23 protein-coding genes and 1 tRNA gene are annotated in these 21637 nt (G+C 65.1%); 17 read left to right on the top strand and 7 right to left on the bottom strand.

All coding sequences use genetic code 11. The features are described 5' to 3' along the window. Positions 1-165 precede the first annotated feature (165 nt). Positions 166-2118: an acetoacetate--CoA ligase gene (locus tag HNQ66_RS15715; protein ID WP_184145118.1), complete on the top strand. Its 1953-nt coding sequence runs from the start codon at positions 166-168 to the stop codon at positions 2116-2118. Between the two features lie 257 nt (positions 2119-2375). On the opposite strand, the gene HNQ66_RS15710 is transcribed toward HNQ66_RS15715, so the two are convergent. Then, complete coding sequence (locus HNQ66_RS15710; protein WP_184145117.1) at positions 2376-5765, bottom strand: ATP-binding protein; 3390 nt, start codon at positions 5763-5765, stop codon at positions 2376-2378. Between the two features lie 255 nt (positions 5766-6020). Between HNQ66_RS15710 and HNQ66_RS15705 the strand changes: the two genes are divergently transcribed. The 4 genes from HNQ66_RS15705 to HNQ66_RS15690 all read left to right on the top strand — a co-directional run bounded on the left by HNQ66_RS15705 (position 6021) and on the right by HNQ66_RS15690 (position 8314). Beyond that, a complete protein-coding gene (locus tag HNQ66_RS15705) occupies positions 6021-6470 on the top strand; it encodes a phasin (RefSeq protein WP_184145116.1) in 450 nt (149 codons plus the stop codon). A gap of 147 nt (positions 6471-6617) precedes the next feature. After that, positions 6618-6694 (top strand) — tRNA-His (locus tag HNQ66_RS15700). A 115-nt stretch (positions 6695-6809) separates the two neighbouring features. Then, positions 6810-7385 carry a TetR/AcrR family transcriptional regulator gene (locus HNQ66_RS15695; protein ID WP_184145115.1) on the top strand — a complete coding sequence of 192 codons (576 nt, stop codon included), beginning with the start codon at positions 6810-6812 and terminating at the stop codon, positions 7383-7385. After that, positions 7382-8314, top strand: coding sequence for an EamA family transporter (locus HNQ66_RS15690; RefSeq protein WP_184145114.1), 933 nt, complete (start codon positions 7382-7384; stop codon positions 8312-8314). The genes HNQ66_RS15695 and HNQ66_RS15690 overlap by 4 nt, the downstream gene beginning before the upstream one ends. On the opposite strand, the gene HNQ66_RS15685 is transcribed toward HNQ66_RS15690, so the two are convergent. Further along, complete coding sequence (locus tag HNQ66_RS15685; RefSeq protein WP_184145113.1) at positions 8311-9192, bottom strand: LysR family transcriptional regulator; 882 nt, start codon at positions 9190-9192, stop codon at positions 8311-8313. The two genes, HNQ66_RS15690 and HNQ66_RS15685, sit on opposite strands and share 4 nt — an antisense overlap. Positions 9193-9296: 104 nt before the next feature. Here HNQ66_RS15685 and HNQ66_RS15680 point away from each other — a divergent pair, with 104 nt between their 5' ends. Both HNQ66_RS15680 and rirA read left to right on the top strand, forming a co-directional pair. Then, on the top strand, positions 9297-10793 hold the full coding sequence (locus HNQ66_RS15680) for a CoA-acylating methylmalonate-semialdehyde dehydrogenase (protein ID WP_184145112.1): 1497 nt from the start codon (positions 9297-9299) through the stop codon (positions 10791-10793). A 220-nt stretch (positions 10794-11013) separates the two neighbouring features. Next, positions 11014-11478, top strand: coding sequence for an iron-responsive transcriptional regulator RirA (gene rirA / locus HNQ66_RS15675; RefSeq protein WP_184145111.1), 465 nt, complete (start codon positions 11014-11016; stop codon positions 11476-11478). A 30-nt stretch (positions 11479-11508) separates the two neighbouring features. On the opposite strand, the gene HNQ66_RS15670 is transcribed toward rirA, so the two are convergent. Beyond that, positions 11509-11916 carry a response regulator gene (locus tag HNQ66_RS15670; protein WP_184145110.1) on the bottom strand — a complete coding sequence of 136 codons (408 nt, stop codon included), beginning with the start codon at positions 11914-11916 and terminating at the stop codon, positions 11509-11511. Positions 11917-12049: 133 nt separating this feature from the next. Further along, positions 12050-12673: a helix-turn-helix transcriptional regulator gene (locus HNQ66_RS15665; protein ID WP_184145109.1), complete on the bottom strand. Its 624-nt coding sequence runs from the start codon at positions 12671-12673 to the stop codon at positions 12050-12052. On the opposite strand from HNQ66_RS15665, the gene HNQ66_RS15660 reads away from it, so the two are divergent. From HNQ66_RS15660 to HNQ66_RS15635, 6 genes are all read left to right on the top strand, one after another. Continuing rightward, positions 12647-12961, top strand: a complete 315-nt coding sequence (locus HNQ66_RS15660) for a hypothetical protein (RefSeq protein WP_184145108.1) — start codon at positions 12647-12649, stop codon at positions 12959-12961. The genes HNQ66_RS15665 and HNQ66_RS15660 overlap by 27 nt on opposite strands. Positions 12962-13245: 284 nt before the next feature. Next, positions 13246-14841, top strand: coding sequence for an ABC transporter substrate-binding protein (locus tag HNQ66_RS15655; RefSeq protein ID WP_184145107.1), 1596 nt, complete (start codon positions 13246-13248; stop codon positions 14839-14841). 99 nt (positions 14842-14940) lie between these two features. Continuing rightward, positions 14941-15945 (top strand): ABC transporter permease subunit, encoded by a 1005-nt coding sequence (locus HNQ66_RS15650; protein ID WP_184145106.1) that lies wholly within the window; start codon positions 14941-14943, stop codon positions 15943-15945. An 11-nt stretch (positions 15946-15956) separates the two neighbouring features. After that, positions 15957-16865, top strand: coding sequence for an ABC transporter permease subunit (locus HNQ66_RS15645; protein ID WP_184145105.1), 909 nt, complete (start codon positions 15957-15959; stop codon positions 16863-16865). Continuing rightward, positions 16865-17719, top strand: coding sequence for an ABC transporter ATP-binding protein (locus HNQ66_RS15640; RefSeq protein WP_184145104.1), 855 nt, complete (start codon positions 16865-16867; stop codon positions 17717-17719). Before HNQ66_RS15645 ends, HNQ66_RS15640 begins: the two co-directional genes overlap by 1 nt. Continuing rightward, positions 17716-18546 carry a dipeptide ABC transporter ATP-binding protein gene (locus HNQ66_RS15635; RefSeq protein WP_184145103.1) on the top strand — a complete coding sequence of 277 codons (831 nt, stop codon included), beginning with the start codon at positions 17716-17718 and terminating at the stop codon, positions 18544-18546. The genes HNQ66_RS15640 and HNQ66_RS15635 overlap by 4 nt, the downstream gene beginning before the upstream one ends. Before the next feature lie 41 nt (positions 18547-18587). Here HNQ66_RS15635 and HNQ66_RS15630 read toward each other — a convergent pair whose 3' ends face one another. Then, the gene (locus tag HNQ66_RS15630; RefSeq protein ID WP_184145102.1) at positions 18588-19388 is read right to left on the bottom strand and encodes a response regulator; all 801 of its coding nucleotides are present in this window, start codon (positions 19386-19388) and stop codon (positions 18588-18590) included. Between the two features lie 149 nt (positions 19389-19537). On the opposite strand from HNQ66_RS15630, the gene HNQ66_RS15625 reads away from it, so the two are divergent. Then, a complete protein-coding gene (locus HNQ66_RS15625; RefSeq protein ID WP_184145101.1) occupies positions 19538-19732 on the top strand; it encodes a NepR family anti-sigma factor in 195 nt (64 codons plus the stop codon). 78 nt (positions 19733-19810) lie between these two features. Here the strand turns inward: HNQ66_RS15625 and HNQ66_RS15620 are convergent, their stop codons facing one another. Together HNQ66_RS15620 and HNQ66_RS15615 are read right to left on the bottom strand one after the other, a co-directional pair. After that, positions 19811-20074, bottom strand: coding sequence for a YMGG-like glycine zipper-containing protein (locus tag HNQ66_RS15620; RefSeq protein WP_184145100.1), 264 nt, complete (start codon positions 20072-20074; stop codon positions 19811-19813). Between the two features lie 29 nt (positions 20075-20103). Next, entirely contained in the window at positions 20104-20259 is a 156-nt protein-coding gene (locus HNQ66_RS15615) for a DUF3309 family protein (RefSeq protein WP_184145099.1), read from the bottom strand. Between the two features lie 166 nt (positions 20260-20425). On the opposite strand from HNQ66_RS15615, the gene HNQ66_RS15610 reads away from it, so the two are divergent. The 3 genes from HNQ66_RS15610 to HNQ66_RS15600 all read left to right on the top strand — a co-directional run bounded on the left by HNQ66_RS15610 (position 20426) and on the right by HNQ66_RS15600 (position 21350). Then, on the top strand, positions 20426-20761 hold the full coding sequence (locus HNQ66_RS15610) for a hypothetical protein (protein ID WP_184145098.1): 336 nt from the start codon (positions 20426-20428) through the stop codon (positions 20759-20761). Between the two features lie 78 nt (positions 20762-20839). Continuing rightward, positions 20840-21037 carry a CsbD family protein gene (locus tag HNQ66_RS15605; protein WP_184145097.1) on the top strand — a complete coding sequence of 66 codons (198 nt, stop codon included), beginning with the start codon at positions 20840-20842 and terminating at the stop codon, positions 21035-21037. A 148-nt stretch (positions 21038-21185) separates the two neighbouring features. Then, the gene (locus tag HNQ66_RS15600; RefSeq protein ID WP_184145096.1) at positions 21186-21350 is read left to right on the top strand and encodes a DUF1328 domain-containing protein; all 165 of its coding nucleotides are present in this window, start codon (positions 21186-21188) and stop codon (positions 21348-21350) included. Positions 21351-21637 lie beyond the last annotated feature (287 nt).

Here is a 21637-nt window from a genome sequence, read left to right as displayed (position 1 = left end):
TCTGCCGGGCGCATTCATGTCTCAGGTCGAACGGGGATAGGCGCTCGGGCGAAAGAAATCAAATGCCGCCGTGGCGGAATTGCGCGCGGCGACGGCGCGATCCGGCGTTCGGCGCTTTATACCGCGGCGCAACATGCTATATCAGGCCATGGAGTGGAGGACAGCATGACGTCAGAAATGCCCTTGTGGGAACCTTCGGCAGACATCCTGGCAAAGAGCCCGATGGCGCTCTTCATGAAGGCCGCCGGCGCGAAGGCCGGGCGCGATTTCAGGACCTATGATGACCTGCACGCCTGGTCGGTGGAAGACCGGGCCGCGTTCTGGACCGCCGTCTGGGACGAGTGCGGCGCCGTGGGCGAGAAGGGCGGCATCGCGCTCGAAAACGGCGAGCGCATGCTGGAGGCGCGGTTCTTCCCCGGGGGTCGGCTGAACTTCGCCGAAAACCTCCTGAAGAAGGCGGGCCCGGACGACGCCATCGTCTTCCGCGGCGAGGACAAGGTCTCCTACCGCTGGTCCTGGGACGATCTGCGCGCGCGGGTCTCGAAGCTCCAGCAGGCCTTTTCCGCCATGGGCATCGGCGAGGGGGATCGTGTGGCGGCCATGATGCCGAACATGCCGGAGACCATCGCCCTGATGCTCGCCGCCGCCTCGCTCGGCGCCATCTGGTCCTCCTGTTCGCCCGATTTCGGCGAGCAGGGCGTGCTCGACCGTTTCGGCCAGATCGAGCCGAAGCTCTTCATCGCCTGCGACGCCTACTGGTATGCCGGCAAGCTCCAGGACGTCTCTGCCAAGGTGAAGGCCGTTGCCGGCAAGCTCGGCGTGCCGGTCCTCGTCGTGCATTATGCGGGCGATGCCGAAGCGCTTGCCGCCGCCCTGCCGGACGGGCGCACGCTGGAAGCGCTGACGGCGGCCTATGACGCCAGGCCGCTGACCTTCGCGCAGCTCCCCTTCCGCCACCCGCTCTATATCCTCTTTTCCTCCGGCACGACGGGGGTGCCGAAATGCATCGTGCATTCGGCGGGCGGCACGCTGCTGCAGCACCTCAAGGAACACAACCTGCATTGCAGCCTTACCGAAGGCGACCGTCTCTTCTACTTCACCACCTGCGGCTGGATGATGTGGAACTGGCTGGTCTCCGGCCTTGCCGTGGGCGCGACGCTCTGCCTCTTCGACGGCTCGCCCTTCCATCCGGACGGCAATGTGCTGTTCGATTATGCCGAGGCGGAGAAATTCGCCGTCTTCGGCACTTCCGCCAAATATATCGACGCCGTGCGCAAGGGCGGCTTCACGCCGCGTACGACGCACGATCTTTCCAGCCTGCGGCTCCTCACCTCCACCGGCTCGCCGCTCTCGCCGGAAGGCTTCTCCTTCGTCTACGAGGGCATCAAGCCGGACGTGCAGCTCGCTTCGATCTCCGGCGGCACGGACATCGTCTCCTGCTTCGTGCTCGGCATTCCGCTGAAACCCGTCTGGCGCGGCGAGATCCAGGGCCCCGGCCTCGGCCTTGCCATGGATGTGTGGGACGAGGACGGCCGGCCGGTGCGCGGCGAAAAGGGCGAACTCGTCTGCACCAAGGCCTTCCCTTCGATGCCGGTCATGTTCTGGAACGACCCGGACGGCGCCAAGTATCGCGGCGCCTATTTCGAGCGCTTCGACAATGTCTGGTGCCACGGCGATTTCGCCGAGTGGACGAGCCATGGCGGCATCGTCATCCACGGCCGCTCCGACGCTACGCTCAATCCGGGCGGCGTGCGCATCGGCACGGCGGAGATTTATAACCAGGTCGAGCAGATGGAGGAAGTCGCCGAAGCGCTCTGCATCGGCCAGGACTTCGACGACGACGTGCGCGTCGTGCTCTTCGTGCGCCTTGCCCCCGGCGTCACGCTGGACGAGGCGCTGGAAAAGAAGATCAGGACGAAGATCCGCACCGGCGCCTCGCCGCGCCATGTGCCGGCGAAGATCGTTGCGGTCGCCGATATTCCGCGCACCAAGTCCGGCAAGATCGTCGAGCTTGCGGTGCGCGAGGTGGTGCATGGCCGGCCGGTGAAGAACAAGGAAGCGCTCGCCAATCCCGAGGCGCTGGCGCTCTTTGCCGATCTCGCCGTCCTGAGGACGTGAACGTTAACGGATGGCCACGCCGCGTTAACCAAGTTTGCGAAGTTGTGAACGCAGGCGCTGTGCCGGAACGGGCCAGGTAAGGATTCGTTAAGCCGGGACGGCGCAAGGTCGTGCCAACTTGAGCGCGCCCGATGATGGGCGTTCCGGTCCTCCCGGCCCCGATGGCATGAAGCCGTTCACCCACGCTTTTGTTGGACAGCATTCAAACTATCGGGGCGGCGCATGCCGCCCTCTTTTTTATCCGCGATCCTGCCGCCTCAGTCCGCCAGCACCCGCGGGGAAGGGAAGACCACCTCCACCAGCGTGCCCTCGTTGGGCGTGGAGCTGATGGCGAAGCTCGCCCGGTTGGCATCCACCATCGCCTTGGTCAGCGGCAGGCCGAGGCCGGTGCCGTCGCCGCGCTTGCGCGCGCCCGTCGTCACCTGCCGGAAGGGCTTCATCGCCTGTTCAAGCTCGCTGCGCGTCATGCCGACGCCGGTGTCGCGGATGCGCAGCACCACGCTGCCGTTCGCCTCGTAGGCGGTGGACACGACGATCTGCCCGCCGGCCGGCGTGAAGCGGATGGCGTTCGACAGGATGTTGAGCGCGATCTGCTTGATCGAGCGCAGGTCGGCGACGATCTGCGGCACATTGGCAGACAGCGAGGTGCGGATGATGACCCGCTGGGCGTTCGCCTGCGGCTGCACCAGCGACACGGCCTCCGAGATCGTCTCGTTGAGCCCGACCGCCGTGAATTCCAGCTCCATCTCGCCCGCCTCGATCTTGGAAATGTCGAGGAGGTCGTTGACGATGTCGAGCACGTGCCGGCCGGATCGGCCGATATCGTTGGCATATTCGATATAGCGCGGATGGCCGATCGGCCCGAAGCGCTCCGTCGCCATCATGTCGGAAAAGCCGATGATGGCGTTGAGGGGCGTGCGGATCTCGTGGCTGACGCGGGCGAGGAAATCGCTCTTGTGGGCGTTCGCCGTCTCGGCGGCGCGCTTGGCGTTGCGCAGCTCCTCCTCGGTGCGTTTCCACTGCGTGATGTCGCGGATGACGGCGCAATAGCCGGAAGACGAAGAGAGGCGCCCCATCGTCATGAAGAGGGGAATGAAGCCGCCGGCAGCCTCGCGGCCGATCACCTCGCGCCCGTCGTTGAGAACGCTCGCGACGCCGTGGCCGGAGAGGCCCGCGAGATAGTCGAGCACCGCCTTCTGGCTCTCATGGGCGAAGAGCATGGCGAAGGGCCGGCCGCGCGTCTCGTCCTCGTCATAGTTGAAGAGGGCGCTCGCCGAGCGGTTCATCGAGCGGATGTCGCCGTCCTGGCCCACCACCACGACGCCGTCCGTCGCCGTCTCCAGGATCGAGCGCAACTCGCTGACCTCGATGCGCAGCGCCGAGATGGCCGCCTGCTCGCCCGTGCGCTCGTCTGCATCCGCCGGGGCGGGCGCGGTCTCGACCAGCGAGAGCACCGGCTTTTCATGCGCCGGCGTCAGCGCCAGGAGGAGGGCCGTGCCGTCTTCCCAGCGGATCGACTGGAGGCGGGCGCGCACCGCGCTCGTCGTCTCCCCGTCCGCATGGCGCAGGTTCATCGTGCCGCTGCCGTCTTCCGTGTCCTCGTCGGGGCCGGCCAGCAGGATGTCGAGCCCGCCGGAGGCTTCGAGGTCCCCGATGCTGCCGTAGCCGGTCAGGCGAAAGAATTCCGGATTGGCGTGGATCAGCCGGTCGCCGACATGGACGAGCAGCGCGACGGGCAGCGCGTCGACGACGGCGGCCGTGAGGCCGTAGTCCATCTGCCGGCGCGGCGGCGCGATGGCCGCGCGGTCGCCGCCGTGATCTTCGGCCAGCATGTCGTCGGCATGGGGGCCGACTTCGAGGCCGGGCATTTCCTCCGCCGGCTCCTCGGCGGCGCCGTGTTCTTCAGGGGCCTTCTCTTCCGTCTCTCCGGCAGCGCCCATCGGGTCGCCCGGCGGACGGTCATCCGGCTTGCGCTTGCCGAAGGTCTCGCCGAGCTGGCGGGCGATCTCGCGGAAGGCTGCCTGCTCGCCGGTGGAAAGGCCGTCGAAGAGGCCGCCGCGGTTGCGCCGCGTTTCGAGCTGCACCACCTTGTCCGACTGCCGGCGGCTCGGGTTCTCGACGAGGCGAAGGGCAGGGCGCTCGCCGCGGAAGGCATCCTCTTCGTCGGCGGGCGGCGTTGAGGGCTGCTCTTGCGCTTCCATTGCCGGGGCGTCGCCGGCCGCATCGTCCAAGACCGGCGTTTCCTCTTCGGCGGCTGCTTCTTCCGCCGGGGCTGCGTCCTCGGCCTCGGCCGCACCGAGCGTCAGGCCGCGGGCATGGGCGTCCTCGGTCGCATCGGCGATGCGCACGATGCCGAAGCCGCGGAAACCGTCGAATTCGCGGTTGCGCGAATAGGTCGGCAGGGCGGCGAGGTCGACCGGCACGACGAGGCGCGTGCCTTCCACCGGCCAGAGGATCGTCTTGCCCGACCAGGTGTCGCGCCGGCGCAGCAGGTCGCCGATCTTGCCTTCGGGATCGAGGTCGAACCGGGCGGCGACGTCGGTGAAGCGCTCGCCGGCAATGGCCGCGGCATGCGGGCCGACGGCAGCGGAGAATTCGTCGGAAACCTCGCTGAACCGGCCTTCGGCGTCGATCTTCCAGACGAAGCGGATCGGCCTGCCCTGCGGATTGAAGATGAAGCCGCCTGCCGTTTCGTCCGCCTCGTCGGCAGGGCTGTGGTCTTCGGGGACGATCTCATCGACGGAGACAGGAGCCGCGTCGACCGCGTCCGGCACATCTTCCGTTTCGGCGGCGGAGAACTCTGCGGCCTCCAGTTCGTCCTCCTCGGCAAGCGCGTAGGCGCGCGCCGTCTCGTCGCCGTGGGCGGCGACCTCGGAGACGGAAGCCGGCTCGGCCGCTTCCTCCGGCGATGCCTCCGCCGGGACGACGGGCTCGGGCTCGGCGTGCACCTCGGGTGCGGCCTCGTCCTCGTCGGGATCGAGATGGCCGAGAATGGTTTCGACGGCGAAGAGAAGGTGCAGCGCCGGATCGTCGGAAATGCGGCCGATGGCGGCGGGCAGGTGGCCGAGGCCGGTGGCGATGGGGCGCTTGACGAGGCGCTCGGCGCTGCGGCCGGCCGCCTCCACCAGGGCGCGGCGCGTCTCCGGGCTGATGGCAAGCGCCGCGAAACCCTCCGAGGCGGCCACGACGGCGCCTTCGCCGTCGAGCACGGCCATGTGCGTGTCGGGATCGTCGAAGCCGGCGAGCATGGCCGCGGCCGCTTCCTCCGCCCCGCCATCTGCGACGGGCGCGCTGAAGAGGATCGCATCCTCGCCGGGACGAAGGGTCACCGCCTCGACGGCAGCGTTCACCGGCACGCTGCGGAAGCCGTTGCCGATGCGCATGACGAAGGCCCGCCGCTCGCCGGGCGTCCGTACCTGCCCGGCGGTGGCGGCAAGCTGGCGGAAGGCGACGTCGGTGCGGTCCGGGCCGGCATCGAGGAAGTCGTAGATGTTCTCTTCGCCGAAGAGTGCCGCGCCGCGCCCGTTCGACCAGAGCACGCGCGCCATGTCCCTTGAAAACAGCACGACGGCCTCGCCCCTTGCGAAGGGCAGGCGCACCCGCTCGTGGACGGCGACGTCGATAAAGGGATACTGCTTTGCGGACATGTTCAGGCCTGTATCTGGCTTCCGGCGTCCCGGTCTTCGATTAACGCTTTATTAATAGCGGCCCCCGGGGGAGGGGTCCAGCGGCGGGGCCGCAAAGCCCCGGGCTTTCAGGCGAAAGGGTTAACGGCATCATCGGTTCCCGAGAGGATTATTGTGCAGCGCACAAAATTGTTGCAATGCGAAAGAAAAGAGCCTATATAGACGGCATCCCCGAACCCGGCGCCTCTGAGAGGGCCAAACAAAGGAGCGCATGACATGGCTACCAAGAAGACCGACGACGTATTTTCCATCGCATCCATCGACCCGGCCAAGTTCTCCGAGAGCTTCCGCGACTTCGCCGAAAAGGGCGCAGCGCAGACCAAGGAAGCCTATGCCAAGATGAAGGAAGCCGCCGAAGACGCCACGAAGACCGTTGAAGCGACGCTCGAAAGCGCGCAGGCCGGCTCCGTCGAACTCGGCCTCAAGGCCATCGAAGCCCTTCGCACCAATGCCGAGAACTCGCTTTCGCACATGGAAGCCCTGCTCGGCGTGAAGTCCGTTGCCGAACTCTTCGAGCTGCAGACCGCCTTCCTGCGCAAGCAGGCCGAAGTCGTCGTCGAGCAGGCCAAGGGCCTCCAGGAAACCTCCAAGAAGGTCGCCGAGAAGGTCTCCGCCCCCGGCAAGTCCGCTGCCGAAAAGGCCATGAAGTCCTTCAAGACCGTCTGAGCCGCGCATCGCGCCGGCAAGGGCCGCATGAGACAATGGCCGGGCCGATCGCCCGGCCATTTTCGTTTGGAGCCTCGCAAAAAAGGCTTGATAAAAGGTGCGGCTGCCCGTATGTGACGCACCAAGCGCGCCGGATGCGCGCCTTGTGCGGTTGTAGCTCAGTTGGTTAGAGCGCAGGTTTGTGGCACCTGAGGTCGTAGGTTCGATTCCCACCAACCGTACCATTCTTCTCCCATCCATTCTCTCTATACCATTCAGCGCCTGGACCCGTTGCGCCTGTGCGCCTTGACAGCACCGGGAAATTAGGTAGATCGGTCTACATAATGTCTGGAGGGCGGAATGGGCGAGCGGGTGCCGGTGCGCGAGCGGCTGCTGAAGGCGGCGGCGGAGCTGTTCTACCGTGACGGGGTGGGGGCGACGGGGATCGATACGATCACCGCCCATGCGGGCGTCGCCAAGATGAGCCTCTACAACAATTTCGCTTCCAAGGCGGACCTCGTGAAAGCCTACCTCGATGCGCGGCTGGAGGAATGGCACGGGCTTTTCGAGATGCGGCTGGCGAAGGCCGAAACGCCGCGCGACAAGCTGCTCGCCGTCTTCGATTCCTATGTCGACCATGCGGAACTCGCCTACGGCTGGGGCTTTCGCGGCTGCGGCCTTCTCAATGCCGCGGCGGAACTGCCCGTCGGCGATGCCGGCAGGGCGACCGTGGCCTTCCAGAAGGAAGAGGTGGAAGAGCTTTTCCGGGGCTACCTGGGCGATATGAAGCCGGAGGCCGGAGCAAGGATCGAGGAGACGGCCGAGCATCTTTCCTTCGTGCTGGAAGGCGCGATGGCCCGGGCCGGCCTCGACGGACACGACGGGCGGCTGAAGGCGGCGCGCAGGATCGCCGCTTCCATCGTGGACAGCCTGTGAGCGCCGCCGGTCTTGCTTCGCCGCCGCCCCGTCTATCCGGCCGTTTGCGGGGCCTTGTTCTTATCGTCCTCGTCGAGGCCGCGCTGGTGGTGTGCTGGAGCGCCGGCTTCATCGGCGTGCGCTTTGCCAGCGACCATGCGCCGATCTTCCTGATCCTTCTCTGGCGCAGCCTCGTTTCGGGGCTCGTCCTGCTGCCCTTCGCGCTGGCGATGGGGCCGCGCCTGCGTATAGTGGACGTCGCCTTCCAGATGCTGCTCGGGGCGCTTGCCATGGCCGGCTATCTTTCCGGCTTCGCGCTCGCCATCGGCATGGGCGTGCCGACCGGCCTTACCGCGCTCATCACCGACATGCTGCCGCTCGCCGTCGCGCTCCTTTCCTGGCCGATCCTCGGGCAGGCGCTGACGGGGCGCCAGTGGATCGGCTCCTTCATCGGGCTTGCCGGCGTGTTCATCGCCTCCGGCTGGTCGCTGAAGGTGGCGGACGTGCCGCTCTGGGCCTACGGGCTTCCCGTCCTCGGCACGCTCTCGCTGGCGCTTGCGACCCTCCTGCAGAAGCGCAGCGCCGTGAACGCCATGCCGGTCTACCAGAGCCTCTGCATCCAATGCCTTTCGGCGTCCGCAATCTTCGCGGGCCTTGCCTGGCATGAGGGCGGCGTGCTGCCGGTCATGGAGGCGCGCTTTGCCGGCGGCATCCTCTGGCTGGTCTTCGTCGCTACCTTCGGCGCCTGGAGCCTCTATTACCTCGCGCTGCGCAAATCCTCGCCGGCGCGGGTGACGGCGGTGCTTTATCTCAGCCCGCCGGTGACGATGATCTGGGCCTGGCTGATGTTCGGTGAGCCGCTGTCCTGGGCGATGGCGGCGGGCCTTCTCGTCTCGCTTGCCGGCATCGTCATCGTGGCAAGGGCGCGCATGCCGGTGCATGCCGCCTAGAGAAAGATGCCGTGCTCCTGCTGCACGAGTTCCTGCACGAATTCGGCGACGGTGCGCACGCGAACGAGGTCGCGCGCGCTCTCGTGCCAGGTCGTCCAGTAGGCGCGGCGGATGGAGGTGGCCGGCAGCAGGCGGACGAGCTCGCCATATTGCCGCGCGATATAGTCGTGCAGGATGCCGATGCCCGCGCCGGAGCGCACGGCCTCCGTCTGGCCCGTCGCGCTGGAAATCTCGAAGCCGGCATCCCAGCTTCGCATGATCTCTCCGGTGAAGTTGAGCGAGGCGGTGAAGATCAGGTCCTCCACATAGCCGATCCGCCGGTGCGCCTTGAGGTCCTCCACGGTCTCCGGCGTGCCGTTCTCCGCAAGGTAGCCGCGCGAGGCATAGAGGCCGAGCGTGTAGTCCGTGAGCTTGGAGGAGACGAGGCGGCCCTGCTCGGGTCGCTCCAGCGTGATGGCGATGTCCGCCTCGCGCTGCGACAGCGAGAAGGAACGCGGCACCGGCACGAGCTGGATCTTCAGCTCGGGATGGCGCGCCGTCAGCCGGCCGAGGCGGGGCGCGAGGAAGGAGACGCCGAAACCGTCCGGCGCGCCGACCCGCACGGTGCCGGCGACCGCCGCGTCGATGCGGCCGATGCGCGCCTGCGCCGCCAGCATCTCCGTCTCCATGCGCTCGGCCGCGGCGAGGAAGGCCTCGCCTTCCGCGGTGAGGTCGCAGCCGTTCGTGCGGCGGATGAGAAGGCGCGTCTTCAGCGCCGCCTCCAGCGCGCTGACGCGGCGGCTGAGGGTCGCGTGGTTGACGCCGAGCCGGCGGGAGGCGGCGAGCAGCTGCCCCGTGCGGGCAACGGCGAGGAACATGCGCACGTCGTCCCAGTTCATGGGCGCCTCCGGCTATAATTTCTGCACAACGGTTCCTTAGACGAGGCGATTGAGTTGTGCAAATTGTAGTGCGATGATCCGCCCACAACAAAGGAGGACTCCCCATGCGTGAGATCGGACACTTCATCAACGGCAAGCCGGTTGCCGGCACGAGCGGCCGCACCGCGGACGTCTACAACCCCGCGACGGGCGAGGTTCAGGCGAAGGTCGCGCTGGCGAGCCCCGCCGAGCTCCAGGCCGCCGTCGACGCCGCCAAGGCCGCGCAGCCGAAATGGGCCGCCACCAACCCGCAGCGCCGCGCCCGCGTCTTCATGAAGTTCGTCGAGCTCCTCAACCAGAACATGGAAGAGCTGGCCGTCCTGATCTCCCGCGAGCACGGCAAGACGGTGGAAGATTCCAAGGGCGACGTCATCCGCGGCCTGGAAGTGTGCGAATTCGTCATCGGCATCCCGCACCTTTCCAAGGGCGAGTTCACCGAGGGCGCCGGCCCGGGCATCGACATGTATTCGATCCGCCAGCCGCTCGGCATCGGCGCCGGTATCACGCCGTTCAACTTCCCGGGCATGATCCCGATGTGGATGTTTGCCCCGGCCATCGCCTGCGGCAACGCCTTCATCCTGAAGCCCTCCGAGCGCGATCCGTCCCTGCCGATCCGCCTTGCCGAACTGATGATGGAAGCGGGCCTGCCCGCCGGCATCCTCAATGTCGTCAACGGCGACAAGGGCGCGGTCGATGCGATCCTCGCCCATCCGGACATCGCCGCCGTCTCCTTCGTCGGCTCCACGCCGATCGCCCGCTACGTCTATGGCGCGGCCGCTGCCAACGGCAAGCGTGCCCAGTGCTTCGGCGGCGCGAAGAACCACATGGTCATCATGCCCGATGCCGATCTCGACCAGGCCGCGAACGCCCTGATGGGCGCCGGCTACGGCTCGGCCGGCGAGCGCTGCATGGCGATCTCGGTTGCCGTTCCGGTCGGCGAGGAAACCGCCAACCGCCTCGTCGAGAAGCTGACGCCGATGATTGAGAGCCTGCGCATCGGCCCCTATACCGACGAGAAGGCCGACATGGGCCCGCTCGTCACCAAGGAAGCCAAGGCCCGCGTCCTCGGCCTCATCGACAAGGGCGTGGAAGAAGGCGCCAAGCTCGTCGTCGATGGCCGCGGCTTCAAGCTGCAGGGCTATGAGGACGGCTACTTCGTCGGCGGCTGCCTGTTCGACAACGTCACGCCGGACATGGAAATCTACAAGACCGAGATCTTCGGCCCGGTCCTGTCGGTCGTGCGCGCCAAGAACTACGAGGAAGCCCTCGACCTGCCGATGAAACACGAATACGGCAACGGCGTCGCCATCTACACCCGCGACGGGGATGCTGCCCGCGACTTCGCCAGCCGCATCAACATCGGCATGGTCGGCGTCAACGTTCCGATCCCGGTTCCGCTCGCCTACCACTCCTTCGGCGGCTGGAAGTCCTCCGCCTTCGGCGACCTCAACCAGTACGGCTCGGACTCGATCAAGTTCTGGACCCACACCAAGACGATCACCAGCCGCTGGCCGTCGGGCATCAAGGACGGCGCCGAGTTCTCCATGCCGACGATGAAGTGATCATCGCGATCCGACTGCCGAAAGGGCTCCCCACCGGGAGCCCTTTTGCATTGCGGGATTTGGGGCATCCCCCATCGCCGGAACGACGCCGGCAAACCGGGCTCAGGCGGGCAATGATGCGCCCATATAAACATGAATGTGTTTTTCCGCTTTTTGGAATTGTTCTAAACGTGCTTCTGTCCTATATGTGGTGCATCAAAGGCCGGATTCGGAGTTTCCCATGCGTCTGACGAAGCAAACGAACTATGCCGTGCGCATGTTGATGTACTGCGCAGCGAACGGCGACAAGCTCAGCCGCATTCCCGAAATCGCACGTGCCTACGGCGTTTCCGAGCTGTTCCTGTTCAAGATCCTCCAGCCGCTCACGCGCGCGGGCATCATCGAGACCGTGCGCGGCCGCAACGGCGGGGTGCGCCTGCCCAGGTCCGCCACCGAGATCACGCTGTTCGACGTGGTGCGCGTGACGGAGGATTCCTTCGCCATGGCCGAATGCTTCGAGGCCGGCGAGATCGAATGCCCGCTCGTCGATAGCTGCGGCCTCAACGCCGCGCTGCGCAAGGCGCTGAACGCCTTCTTCGAAGTGCTCCAGCAGTACACGATCGACGACCTCGTCAAGGCGCGCCCGCAGATCGGCATGCTGCTCGGCCTCGACCACGCGCAGGCCGCCCGCCAGCCGGCGGCCTGACGCCGCCCGGCGATCGCGGACGACGGGCGATCAGATCCCGGCGCCGGCGTCGCGCTTCACATATTCCTGCAGGATGAATTCGATGGCCGTCGGGTCCAGCTCGGCCTTGTCGATGCGGAAGTCGACGCCGTAGTCGTCGATCTTCTGGAAATAGGCATCGCTGATCGACGACGAGATGACGCCGACCGGGCCGATATAGCCGGCCCGGCGCAGCTCCGGCACGGTCTCGCGGAAATCCGCCTGCGGCTGGAGCCGGTTGTCCATCAGGATCATGTCGAGGGGAACGCCCGCCGCGCGGATGAAGTCGAGCGCGCCATCCACCGTCTCGACATAGTGCAGGCTGATCGCGTAGCTCGCCACCTTGCGCATCAGCGCGCTGAGGATGACGTTTTCCGCAGGGTCGTCGTCGACGAGCAGGATATGCACTTGTGCAGTCATGGCGGTAGATGAACCTGGTTGCGTCAAAAGGGCGGCAGGCCCCGGAAAACCGCGGCTACTGTCGTTCAGGCGGCGAATATTAACAAGTCCCTCACTCCTGTTATCCGTAACATTGCTGACCTGTTTCGGGACGCTACTGGATGATCTGCTCGCGGATCGCCTTGGCGACCATCTGCGTGCGGTTCACGACGTCGAGCTTCTTCAGGATCGTCGCGGTGTGCGAGTTCACCGTATGCTCGGAAACCGAGACGATCAGCGCGATCTCGCTCGCCGTCTTGCCGTAGGAGATCCAGCGCAGGATCTCCGTCTCGCGCGGGGTGAGGCCCATGCCGGCCTTGTTGGCGAGCACCTGGCGGTAATAGTAGTCGAAGGCGCAATTGGCCTCGTAGCAGATCTCGAAATGCGCGTCGCGCTCGATATCCTCGCCATCGCCGAGGAAGAGCACGACATAGCGCGTGCCGGCGACCGAATGCACCGGAATGGACAGCGCCATGTCGAAGCCGATCTGGTCGAGGAAGTCCGAACCCTCGCGCAGCCCGTTTTCCGGGCGGTCCGAGGCGCGCCAGACGGTCGGGATCGTCGATTTGTAGAAGCTCTTGAAGAAGGCGGAATCGTTGAAGCGGTAGCGCTTGTCGTAGGTCTCGGCCAGCCCCGCGGGCAGGTCGTGCAGCAGCAGGCGGCTGGCGAGAAGGCTGGTCTCGTGCTCGTTGGCGAGCTGGAGCACGCCGAAATGCTCGAAGCCGTAGCGCAGGGCCATCGTATGAAAGATGCGAAAGAAATCGACGCGATTGAGAGCTTTCTCCAGATCGCCTTCGAAATCGTATCGCCTGAAGTGTCTGTCCAGTACGGGCACGTGGCCTCCACCCCCGGGTTCCACGCGATCAATCTAGCGCCGCAATCTCCGGCAGCAAAGGGTTTTACCGGACAATTTCGCACACGCACGGCATTTTCTTGCCGTCCGCTATTCAACTATCTGATAAGAAAGGGGAAAAACGAAGCCGGGGCGCCCTTCGCCTTGTCGTCTCGCTCCGCCGCCACGGAATGAAACGGCAAAGGGCAGCCCCTTTCGCCTCGTTGTGCCCATATGGCACGGCTGCGGCGCCCCCGCCATCCGTCCTGGTGGGGATTGACGGGGGCGGCGGGCCTGATTCGCGGCCGTCTTCCAATGCTGTGGAGAAGAATATTCTGCGAGGTTTTCCATTTGGACAAATTTGTCCGCGGACTTATTGCAATCCTGCGGCAAATGTCGTTCCATCCGCGCACGGTCGGGGCTGGAAACGCACCCGAGCCCGCACAAGAGAACAAAAAAGCAAACCTGGGAAGCTCAATATGAAAAAGCTGACTACTCTCCTCGCAGCGACGGCGCTTGCCTCGCTGATGGCGACTGCTGCCTGGTCGAAGACGCTGGTCTATTGCTCGGAAGCCTCGCCGGAAGGCTTCGACCCCGGCCTCTACACGGGCGGCCAGACCTTCGACGCCACCTCGCGCACCGCCTACAACCGCCTCGTCGAGTTCAAGCACGGCAGCACGGAACTGGAACCGGGCCTGGCCGAGAGCTGGGAAGTATCGGCTGACGGCAAGGAATACACCTTCAAGCTGCGCAAGGGCGTAAAGTTCCAGACGACGGACTACTTCACCCCGACCCGCGAGCTGAACGCCGACGACGTCATCTTCTCCTTCGAGCGCCAGTACAAGACGGACAATCCGTGGAACAAGTACGTGGCCGGCGCCTCCTGGGAATATTTTGCCGGCATGGGCTTCCCCGACCTGATCGACCATATCGAGAAGGTCGACGACCTGACGGTCAAGTTCGTGCTGAAGCGCCCGGAAGCACCGTTCCTCGCCAACCTCGGCATGGACTTCGCCTCCATCATGTCCAAGGAATATGCCGACAAGCTGCAGGCTGACGGCAAGATGGAACTGCTGAACCAGCAGCCGCTCGGCACGGGTCCCTTCACCTTCGTCGCCTACCAGACGGATGCGGCAATCCGCTACAAGGCCAACCCCGACTACTGGAACGGCAAGCAGCCGATCGACGACCTCGTCTTCGCCATCACGACGGATGCCGCCGTGCGCGCGCAGAAGCTGAAGGCCGGCGAGTGCCACATCATGGCCTATCCGAACGCCGCCGACGTCGCCGAGCTCAAGACCGACCCGAACCTGCAGGTTCTCGAGCAGGAAGGCCTGAACGTCGCCTACCTCGCCTACAACACGCTGGTTCCGCCGTTCGACAAGGTCGAGGTCCGCAAGGCCCTCAACATGGCCGTCAACAAGCAGGCCATCGTCGATGCGGTCTTCCAGGGTGCGGCGACCGTCGCCAAGAACCCGATCCCGCCGACCATGTGGTCGTACAACAACGCCGTCGAAGACGACAAGTACGATCCGGAAGCGGCCAAGAAGATGCTCGAAGAGGCTGGCGTCAAGGATCTCAAGATGAAGATCTGGGCGATGCCCGTCGCCCGTCCGTACATGCTGAACGCCCGCCGCGCGGCGGAACTGATGCAGGCGGACCTTGCCAAGATCGGCGTCACCGCCGAGATCGTCTCCTACGAATGGGCCGAGTACCTGAAGCTCTCCTCCGCCAAGGACCGTGACGGCGCGGCCATCCTCGGCTGGACGGGCGACAACGGCGACCCGGACAACTTCCTCGACACGCTGCTCGGCTGCGATGCCGTCGGCGGCAACAACCGCGCCCAGTGGTGCAACAAGGAGTTCGACGACCTGATGACGAAGGCGAAGGAAACCGCCGACGTTGCAGAGCGCACGAAGCTCTACGAGGAAGCCCAGGTCATCTTCAAGCGCGAAGCGCCCTGGAACACCCTCGACCATTCGCTGGTCGTCGTGCCGATGAGCAAGAAGGTCTCGGGCTTCAAGATGGACCCGCTGGGCATTCACCGCTTTGACGGTGTAGACATCGCCGAGTAAGATCGGCAGAAGAAAGGCACGCCGCAAAGAGCGTGCAATGGCCGGCGGTCCGAAGACATTCGGGCCGCCGGTTTTTCAAAAAAGAAGGGATTGGCTCCCATGTTGCGCTTCATCTTCGGACGGCTCGCCGTCCTGATACCCACGTTCCTCGGGGTATCGCTCATCGCGTTCTCCTTCATTCGACTGCTGCCGGGCGACCCTGTCATGCTGATGTCGGGCGAACGCGTCATGTCGCCGGAACGGCATACCGAGCTCATGCACCAGCTCGGCCTCGACCGGCCCATGTACGCCCAGTATTTCGACTATCTCACGGGCCTGCTCTCGGGCGACTTCGGCTCGTCGATCGTCACCAAGCGTCCGGTTCTCGACGATTTCATCAATCTCTTCCCGGCAACGCTGGAACTGTCGCTCTGCGCCATCATCATCGCCGTCGCCCTCGGCATCCCGGCGGGCGTGCTCGCGGCGGTGAAACGGGGGACCTGGCTCGACCAGTCGATCATGGGCGTCGCGCTCGTCGGCTATTCGATGCCGATCTTCTGGTGGGGACTGCTGCTCATCATCTTCTTCTCCGGCTATCTCGGCTGGACGCCGGTCTCGGGACGCATCTCGCTGATGTACTTCTTCCCGCAGGTCACCGGCTTCATGCTGATCGACAGCCTTCTGTCGGGGCAGGCGGGGGCGTTCAAGTCGGCGCTGACCTACCTGATCCTGCCGACGGTCGTGCTCGCGACGATCCCGCTCGCGGTCATCGCCCGCCAGACCCGCTCGGCCATGCTCGAAGTGCTCGGCGAGGATTTCGTGCGCACCGCCCGCGCCAAGGGCCTCTCGCCCTTCCGCGTCATCGGCATCCATGCGCTGCGCAACGCGATGATCCCCGTCATCACCACGATCGGCCTGCAGGTCGGCGTGCTCCTGGCGGGCGCGATCCTCACGGAGACGATCTTCTCCTGGCCGGGCATCGGCAAGTGGATGGTCGACAGCGTCTTCAAGCGCGACTATGCCGTGGTGCAGGGCGGGCTGATGCTGATCGCCGCCGTCATCATGATCGTCAATCTCGTGGTCGACCTGCTTTACGGCTGGGTCAACCCGCGTATCCGGCACTAGGAGGCAATTCCATGAGTGCTGTTTCCAACACCACCGAGGCCAAGACGGGCGGAACGCCGCCCTCGGGCCTCTCGGAATTCTGGTTCTACTTCTCGCGCAACAAGGGCGCCGTCATCGGCCTCTTCATCTTCCTGGTGATCCTGGTCGTCGCGGTCTTCGCGCCCTTCGTCGCGCCGCACAATCCGAGCGTCCAGAACCGCGAACTGCTGCTCCTGCCGCCGCTCTTCCAGGAGGGCGGCACCTGGGGCCACATCCTCGGCACCGATGCGGTCGGCCGCGACATCCTCTCGCGCCTCATCTACGGCGCGCGCTTCTCGCTCTTCATCGGTCTCGTCGTCGTGACGCTGTCGGTGGTCTCGGGCGTGCTGATCGGTCTCGTCGCCGGCTATTTCCGCGGCAAGGTCGATACCTTCATCATGCGCATCATGGATATCATCCTGGCGTTCCCCTCGCTGCTGCTCGCTCTCGTGCTGGTGGCGGTTCTGGGGCCGGGCCTCCTGAATGCCATGATCGCCATCTCGCTCGTCAACCAGCCGCATTTCGTGCGCCTGACGCGCGCGGCGGTGATGGCGGAGAAATCGAAGGACTATGTCGTCGGCTCCAAGGTCGCCGGCGCCGGCACGCTCCGCCTCATGTTCCTGACGATCCTGCCGAACTGCCTCGCCCCGCTCATCGTGCAGGCGACGCTCGCCTTCTCCTCGGCGATCCTCGACGCGGCGGCGCTCGGCTTCCTCGGCATGGGCGCCCAGCCGCCGACGCCGGAATGGGGCACGATGCTCGCCGAAGCGCGCGAATTCATCCAGCGCGCCTGGTGGGTCGTCACCTTCCCCGGCCTTGCCATCCTCATCACCGTGCTTGCCATCAACCTCATGGGCGACGGCCTGCGCGACGCCCTCGATCCCAAGCTGAAGAGGTCGTGATGTCGCTTCTCGAAATCAAAAACCTCACCGTCGAATTCCAGACGGCCTCCGGCCCCTTCCGGGCGGTGGACGGTGTCTCCCTCAAGGTCGACGAAGGCGAAGTGCTCGCCATCGTCGGCGAATCCGGCTCGGGCAAGTCCGTCTCCATGCTCGCCGCCATGGGCCTCCTGCCCTGGACGGCGAAGGTGACGGCGGACGTGCTGACCTTCAACGGCCGCGACATGCAGTCGATGTCGGACGCCGAGCGCCGCAAGATCATCGGCCGGGAGATCGCCATGATCTTCCAGGAGCCGATCGCCAGCCTCAATCCGTGCTTCACGGTGGGCTACCAGATCGAGGAAGTGCTGCGCATCCACACGGATCTTTCGCGCAAGGCGCGCCGCGACCGGGCGATCGAGCTCTTCCAGTCCGTTGGCATCCCGAACCCGGAAGAGCGCCTCGGCCACTATCCGCACCAGATGTCGGGCGGCCAGTGCCAGCGCGTGATGATCGCAACGGCCCTTGCCTGCAATCCGAAGCTCCTGATCGCCGACGAGCCGACCACCGCGCTCGACGTGACGATCCAGAAGCAGATCCTCGACCTTCTGATGAAGCTGCAGGCCGAGCACGGCATGGGCCTCATCATCATCACACACGACATGGGCGTCGTCGCCGAAACCGCCGACCGCGTCATCGTGCAGTACAAGGGCCGGCAGATCGAGCAGGCCGACGTGCTCTCGCTCTTCTCGGCCCCGAAAAGCGTCTACACCAAGGCCCTTCTTTCGGCCCTGCCGGAAAACGCCACGGGCGGCCGCCTGCCGACGATCACGGAAAAGCTGACCGACGCCGAGATTTTCGCGGGAGCCGTGCGATGACCCCAGTGCTCGAAGCCAAGAACCTCAAGCGCGACTACCACATCCCCGGCAGCCTGATGAAGCCGGCCAAGACCGTTCACGCCGTCAAGGGCGTGAGCTTTACGGTCGAGGAGGGCAAGACGCTCGCCATCGTCGGCGAAAGCGGCTGCGGCAAGTCCACCCTTGCCCGCATGGTCACGATGATCGACCCGATCACCGAGGGCGAGATGCTGATCGACGGCCGCAAGGTCGATATCGCCAGCGAGCCGCTGACCTCCGAGATGCGCAGCAAGGTGCAGATCGTCTTCCAGAACCCCTACGGTTCGCTGAACCCGCGCAAGAAGATCGGCGACATCCTGACGGAACCGCTGGTCATCAACACGAAGGTGCCGGCGGGCGAGCGGCGCGATCGCGCCATGGCCATGCTGAAGAAGGTGGGCCTCGAGGAGAAGCATTACGGGCGCTACCCGCACATGTTCTCCGGCGGCCAGCGCCAGCGCGTGGCGATCGCCCGCGCGCTGATGCTCAATCCGCGCCTCCTGGTGCTCGACGAGCCGGTCTCCGCGCTCGACCTTTCGGTGCAGGCGCAGGTGCTGAACCTCCTCGCCGACCTGCAGGACGAGTTCCGCCTCACCTACGTCTTCATCAGCCACGACCTCTCGGTCGTGCGCCACATCGCGGACGACGTGATGGTGATGTATTTCGGCGAGGCGGTGGAATACGGCAGCCGCGACCAGGTCTTCGACGATCCGCAGCACAGCTACACGAAGACCCTCTTCGCCGCGACGCCCCGCGTCGACATCGACGCCATCCGCGCCCGCGTCGAACGGCGCAAGCGCGTCGCCTGACGGTAAAAAAGAAAAGGCCCGGTTTCCCGGGCCTTTTGCATTCAGGCGGATTTGGCGAGCCGCGCCTGTTCGTCGAAGAACAGCGCCTGGCTGATCAGCGCCTTCACCATGTCCGGGTTGAACGGCTTGGTGACGAGGAAGGCCGGTTCCGGCTTCTCGCCGGTCAGAAGCCGCTCCGGGAAGGCGGTGATGAAGATCACCGGGATCGTGCTGTTCTTCAGGATGTCGTTTACCGCGTCGATGCCCGAGCTGCCGTCGGCGAGCTGGATGTCGGCGAGCACCATGCGCGGCGAGGTGCGGTGATAGAGCTCCACCGCCTCGGAATGGGTGCGGGCAATGCCGGTCACGGTATGGCCGAGCCCCCGCACCATGTCCTCGATGTCCATGGCGATCAGCGGCTCGTCCTCGATGATCATGATCTCGGTCGCCACCTGCCGGGAGATGTCGCGCGAGGCCTCGTCGAGCAGTTCGCCGAAGCGCTCTTCCGAAACGTCCATGATGTCGGCCCCCTCGGCGATGTCGAAGCCCTCGACGGCGACGAGCAGGAAGGCCTTTCGCTCGGCCGGCGGCAGGTTGGCGAGGTTGGCGGCGGCCTGCCGCTCCCAGCCGAAGGGCGAGGAATTGTCCGGCAGCGTCACGTCGAGGTTGTCGAACAGCGTGCAATAGAGCCGGTAGAGGGCGATCCGGTCGCTGCGGCCGTCCGGAAAGAGGCCGATATCGGCCACGAGCGCTTCCAGCATCGCCGCGACATAGGCGTCACCGGAGGTCTGCGAACCCGTGACGGCACGGGAAAACCGCCTCAGATAGGCGAGATGCGGTGCGATACGGGTGGAAAGTGACATTTCGTTCTCCCTGAATGTGTTCCGCATCGGAACCGTTTCCGCTAGAGTTCATGATGCGGAAACCTATTGGTAGCATGCTGAGTCTGACTTGCTATTGAGAATATTGGGCAAAAGGAAGATAGCGGTCGGCAGGCGATGGAAACAAGACCATGATCGAGTCCGGCAAAGACAAAAAACGGGGCGGTGCCGCCGCTCCCGCGAAGGCTTTCGACCCGAACGGTGCGATCGGCCGCAAGCTGAAATCCTTTTATGACGTGATCGAGACCGAGCCCGTGCCCGACCGCCTGCTCGATCTTCTGGAAAAGCTCGACGAAGCTGAACGTCGAGCGAAGAGTTGTCCTTAGGATCATCCAACTTCCCGCATCTGGACATGAGGAAACGGGCCGCAAGGCCCGTTTCCCTTTTTTGCTGGCCTGTGCCGGTTAGCGGCGGCAACGGGCTTCGTAGCGATGGCCGTAGCGGTCGCGATAGAGGCAATAGCCGCGCCGGTCGGAGCGGGCGATGAGATAGCCTGCGGTGCCGCCGACGGCGGCCCCCACCAGCGCGCCGCCCGCCCGTCCGGTCACCGCACCGCCGATGATGGCGCCCGAAGCCGCCCCGATCGCGGTCCCGCGTTCGGTCTCGCTGCAGGCGGCCAGGGTCAGGGAGGACGCGGCAAGGCAAATCGCGATGATTGTATTCTTCATGGTTCCTGCTCCAGGTTGGGTTGACGGGGTCAGATGCGTCCCATGAGGACGAGGATGAGAAGGATGACGACGATGAGGCCGAGCCCGCCGGACGGGCCGTAACCCCAGCTCCGGCTGTAACCCCAGTTCGGCAGGGCGCCGATCAGGAGGAGGATGAGGATGATGAGAAGAATGGTACCGAGCATCTGCGCTTCCTTTCGCGTCCTGTTCGCTGTCCAGCGTTGGGCCGAAAACGGGCAACAACGGATTTTGTTCCCGTAAAAGTGACATCGACGTGACCGCGCCGTCCCGGGAACCTTCCGGCCTCCGCTCCGTTGCCTGCCGCAGGAACGCACAGGAAGGAAGAGCGAGATGGAGCACATCGCCGCAATCATGCTTCTGGTCGGCTGCAGCAAGGGCGGCCTTTCCTGCGGGGAGCTGGCCGCGCCGCAGGTCGCCTACGAGACCATGGAAGACTGCGTCGGCGTCCTGCCGCTCGCCATCGGCAGCGCCGGCGATGGCGCAAGGATCGTGCACGGCCGCTGCGCCGCCATCGATCCGGCCTGGACCGAGGAGGACGTCGAGATCAGTTGGCGCATGACGAAGGAAAGCGGTTTGGTCGTCGATGTCCGCCTCGTCGCGCCGCCATCCGGCGATGTCATCGTCGCGACGGCGCAGCCCGTGAAAGGAGAGGCCCGGCTTCCCTAAGCCCGGAACTTTTCGCGGCCCGGAAGATTGTCTTTTGCGTCAACGCCATCCGCTCAACGCAACAGAAAGGACAGCGACATGAACTGGGACATCATCGAAGGCAAGTGGAACGAATACAAGGGCAAGGCCCAGGCCCAGTGGGGCAAGCTCACCGATGACGACCTCGACGTCATCCAGGGCCGTCGCGTCGAGCTTTCGGGCAAGATCCAGCAGCGTTACGGCATTGCGAAGGATGAGGCCGAGCGGCAGATCGACGACTGGACGCGCCGCCACTAGGCTCTCCGCCTGCCGGCTTCCCATGCGCCGCCGCATCCCGCAAGGGTGCGGCGGTTTCTTTTGGGGGAAGGGGAGGGGTGAAGGCGGAATTCCGGAACCTTTTCAATCCGCCTCCGTTTCTCCTGCGATACAACGAAGGAGTTCGAAAATGCTGTATTACGCTCTCGTGTTTCTCGTCATCGCCCTCGTTGCCGGCCTGCTCGGCTTCGGCGGCATTGCCGGCGCCTCGGCCGGTATCGCGCAGATCCTGTTCTTCGTCTTCCTGGCCCTTCTGGTCCTGTCCCTGATCGCGGGCCTGTTCCGCAGGGCATGAGGACGGAATATGACGGAAGGGGCGACATCCGCGGATGCCGCCCCTTTTACGTGCCGGGCGGCTTCCCGAATTGGGCAAGAGTCAAGCGCCGGGCTGGTCCTTATCCCCGACATTCAGTCTATGCACCGCCAATCCGTTGATTGTGCTTAACAATTCGGAAACTGGAATTTTTTCTGATTTTTCTTTCCTCCCCCTGTTGACGTATCGCTGGGGGTGGGCTTATAACGCCGCTCATCGAGAGGGCGTTGGGCGCTTCTGGCGGCCAGTTCACTCGCTCTAAGGTTTCT

This window comes from Shinella fusca (genome assembly GCF_014203155.1).
Lineage (GTDB): Bacteria > Pseudomonadota > Alphaproteobacteria > Rhizobiales > Rhizobiaceae > Shinella > Shinella fusca.
This window is presented reverse-complemented; position numbering and strand designations above follow the sequence as displayed.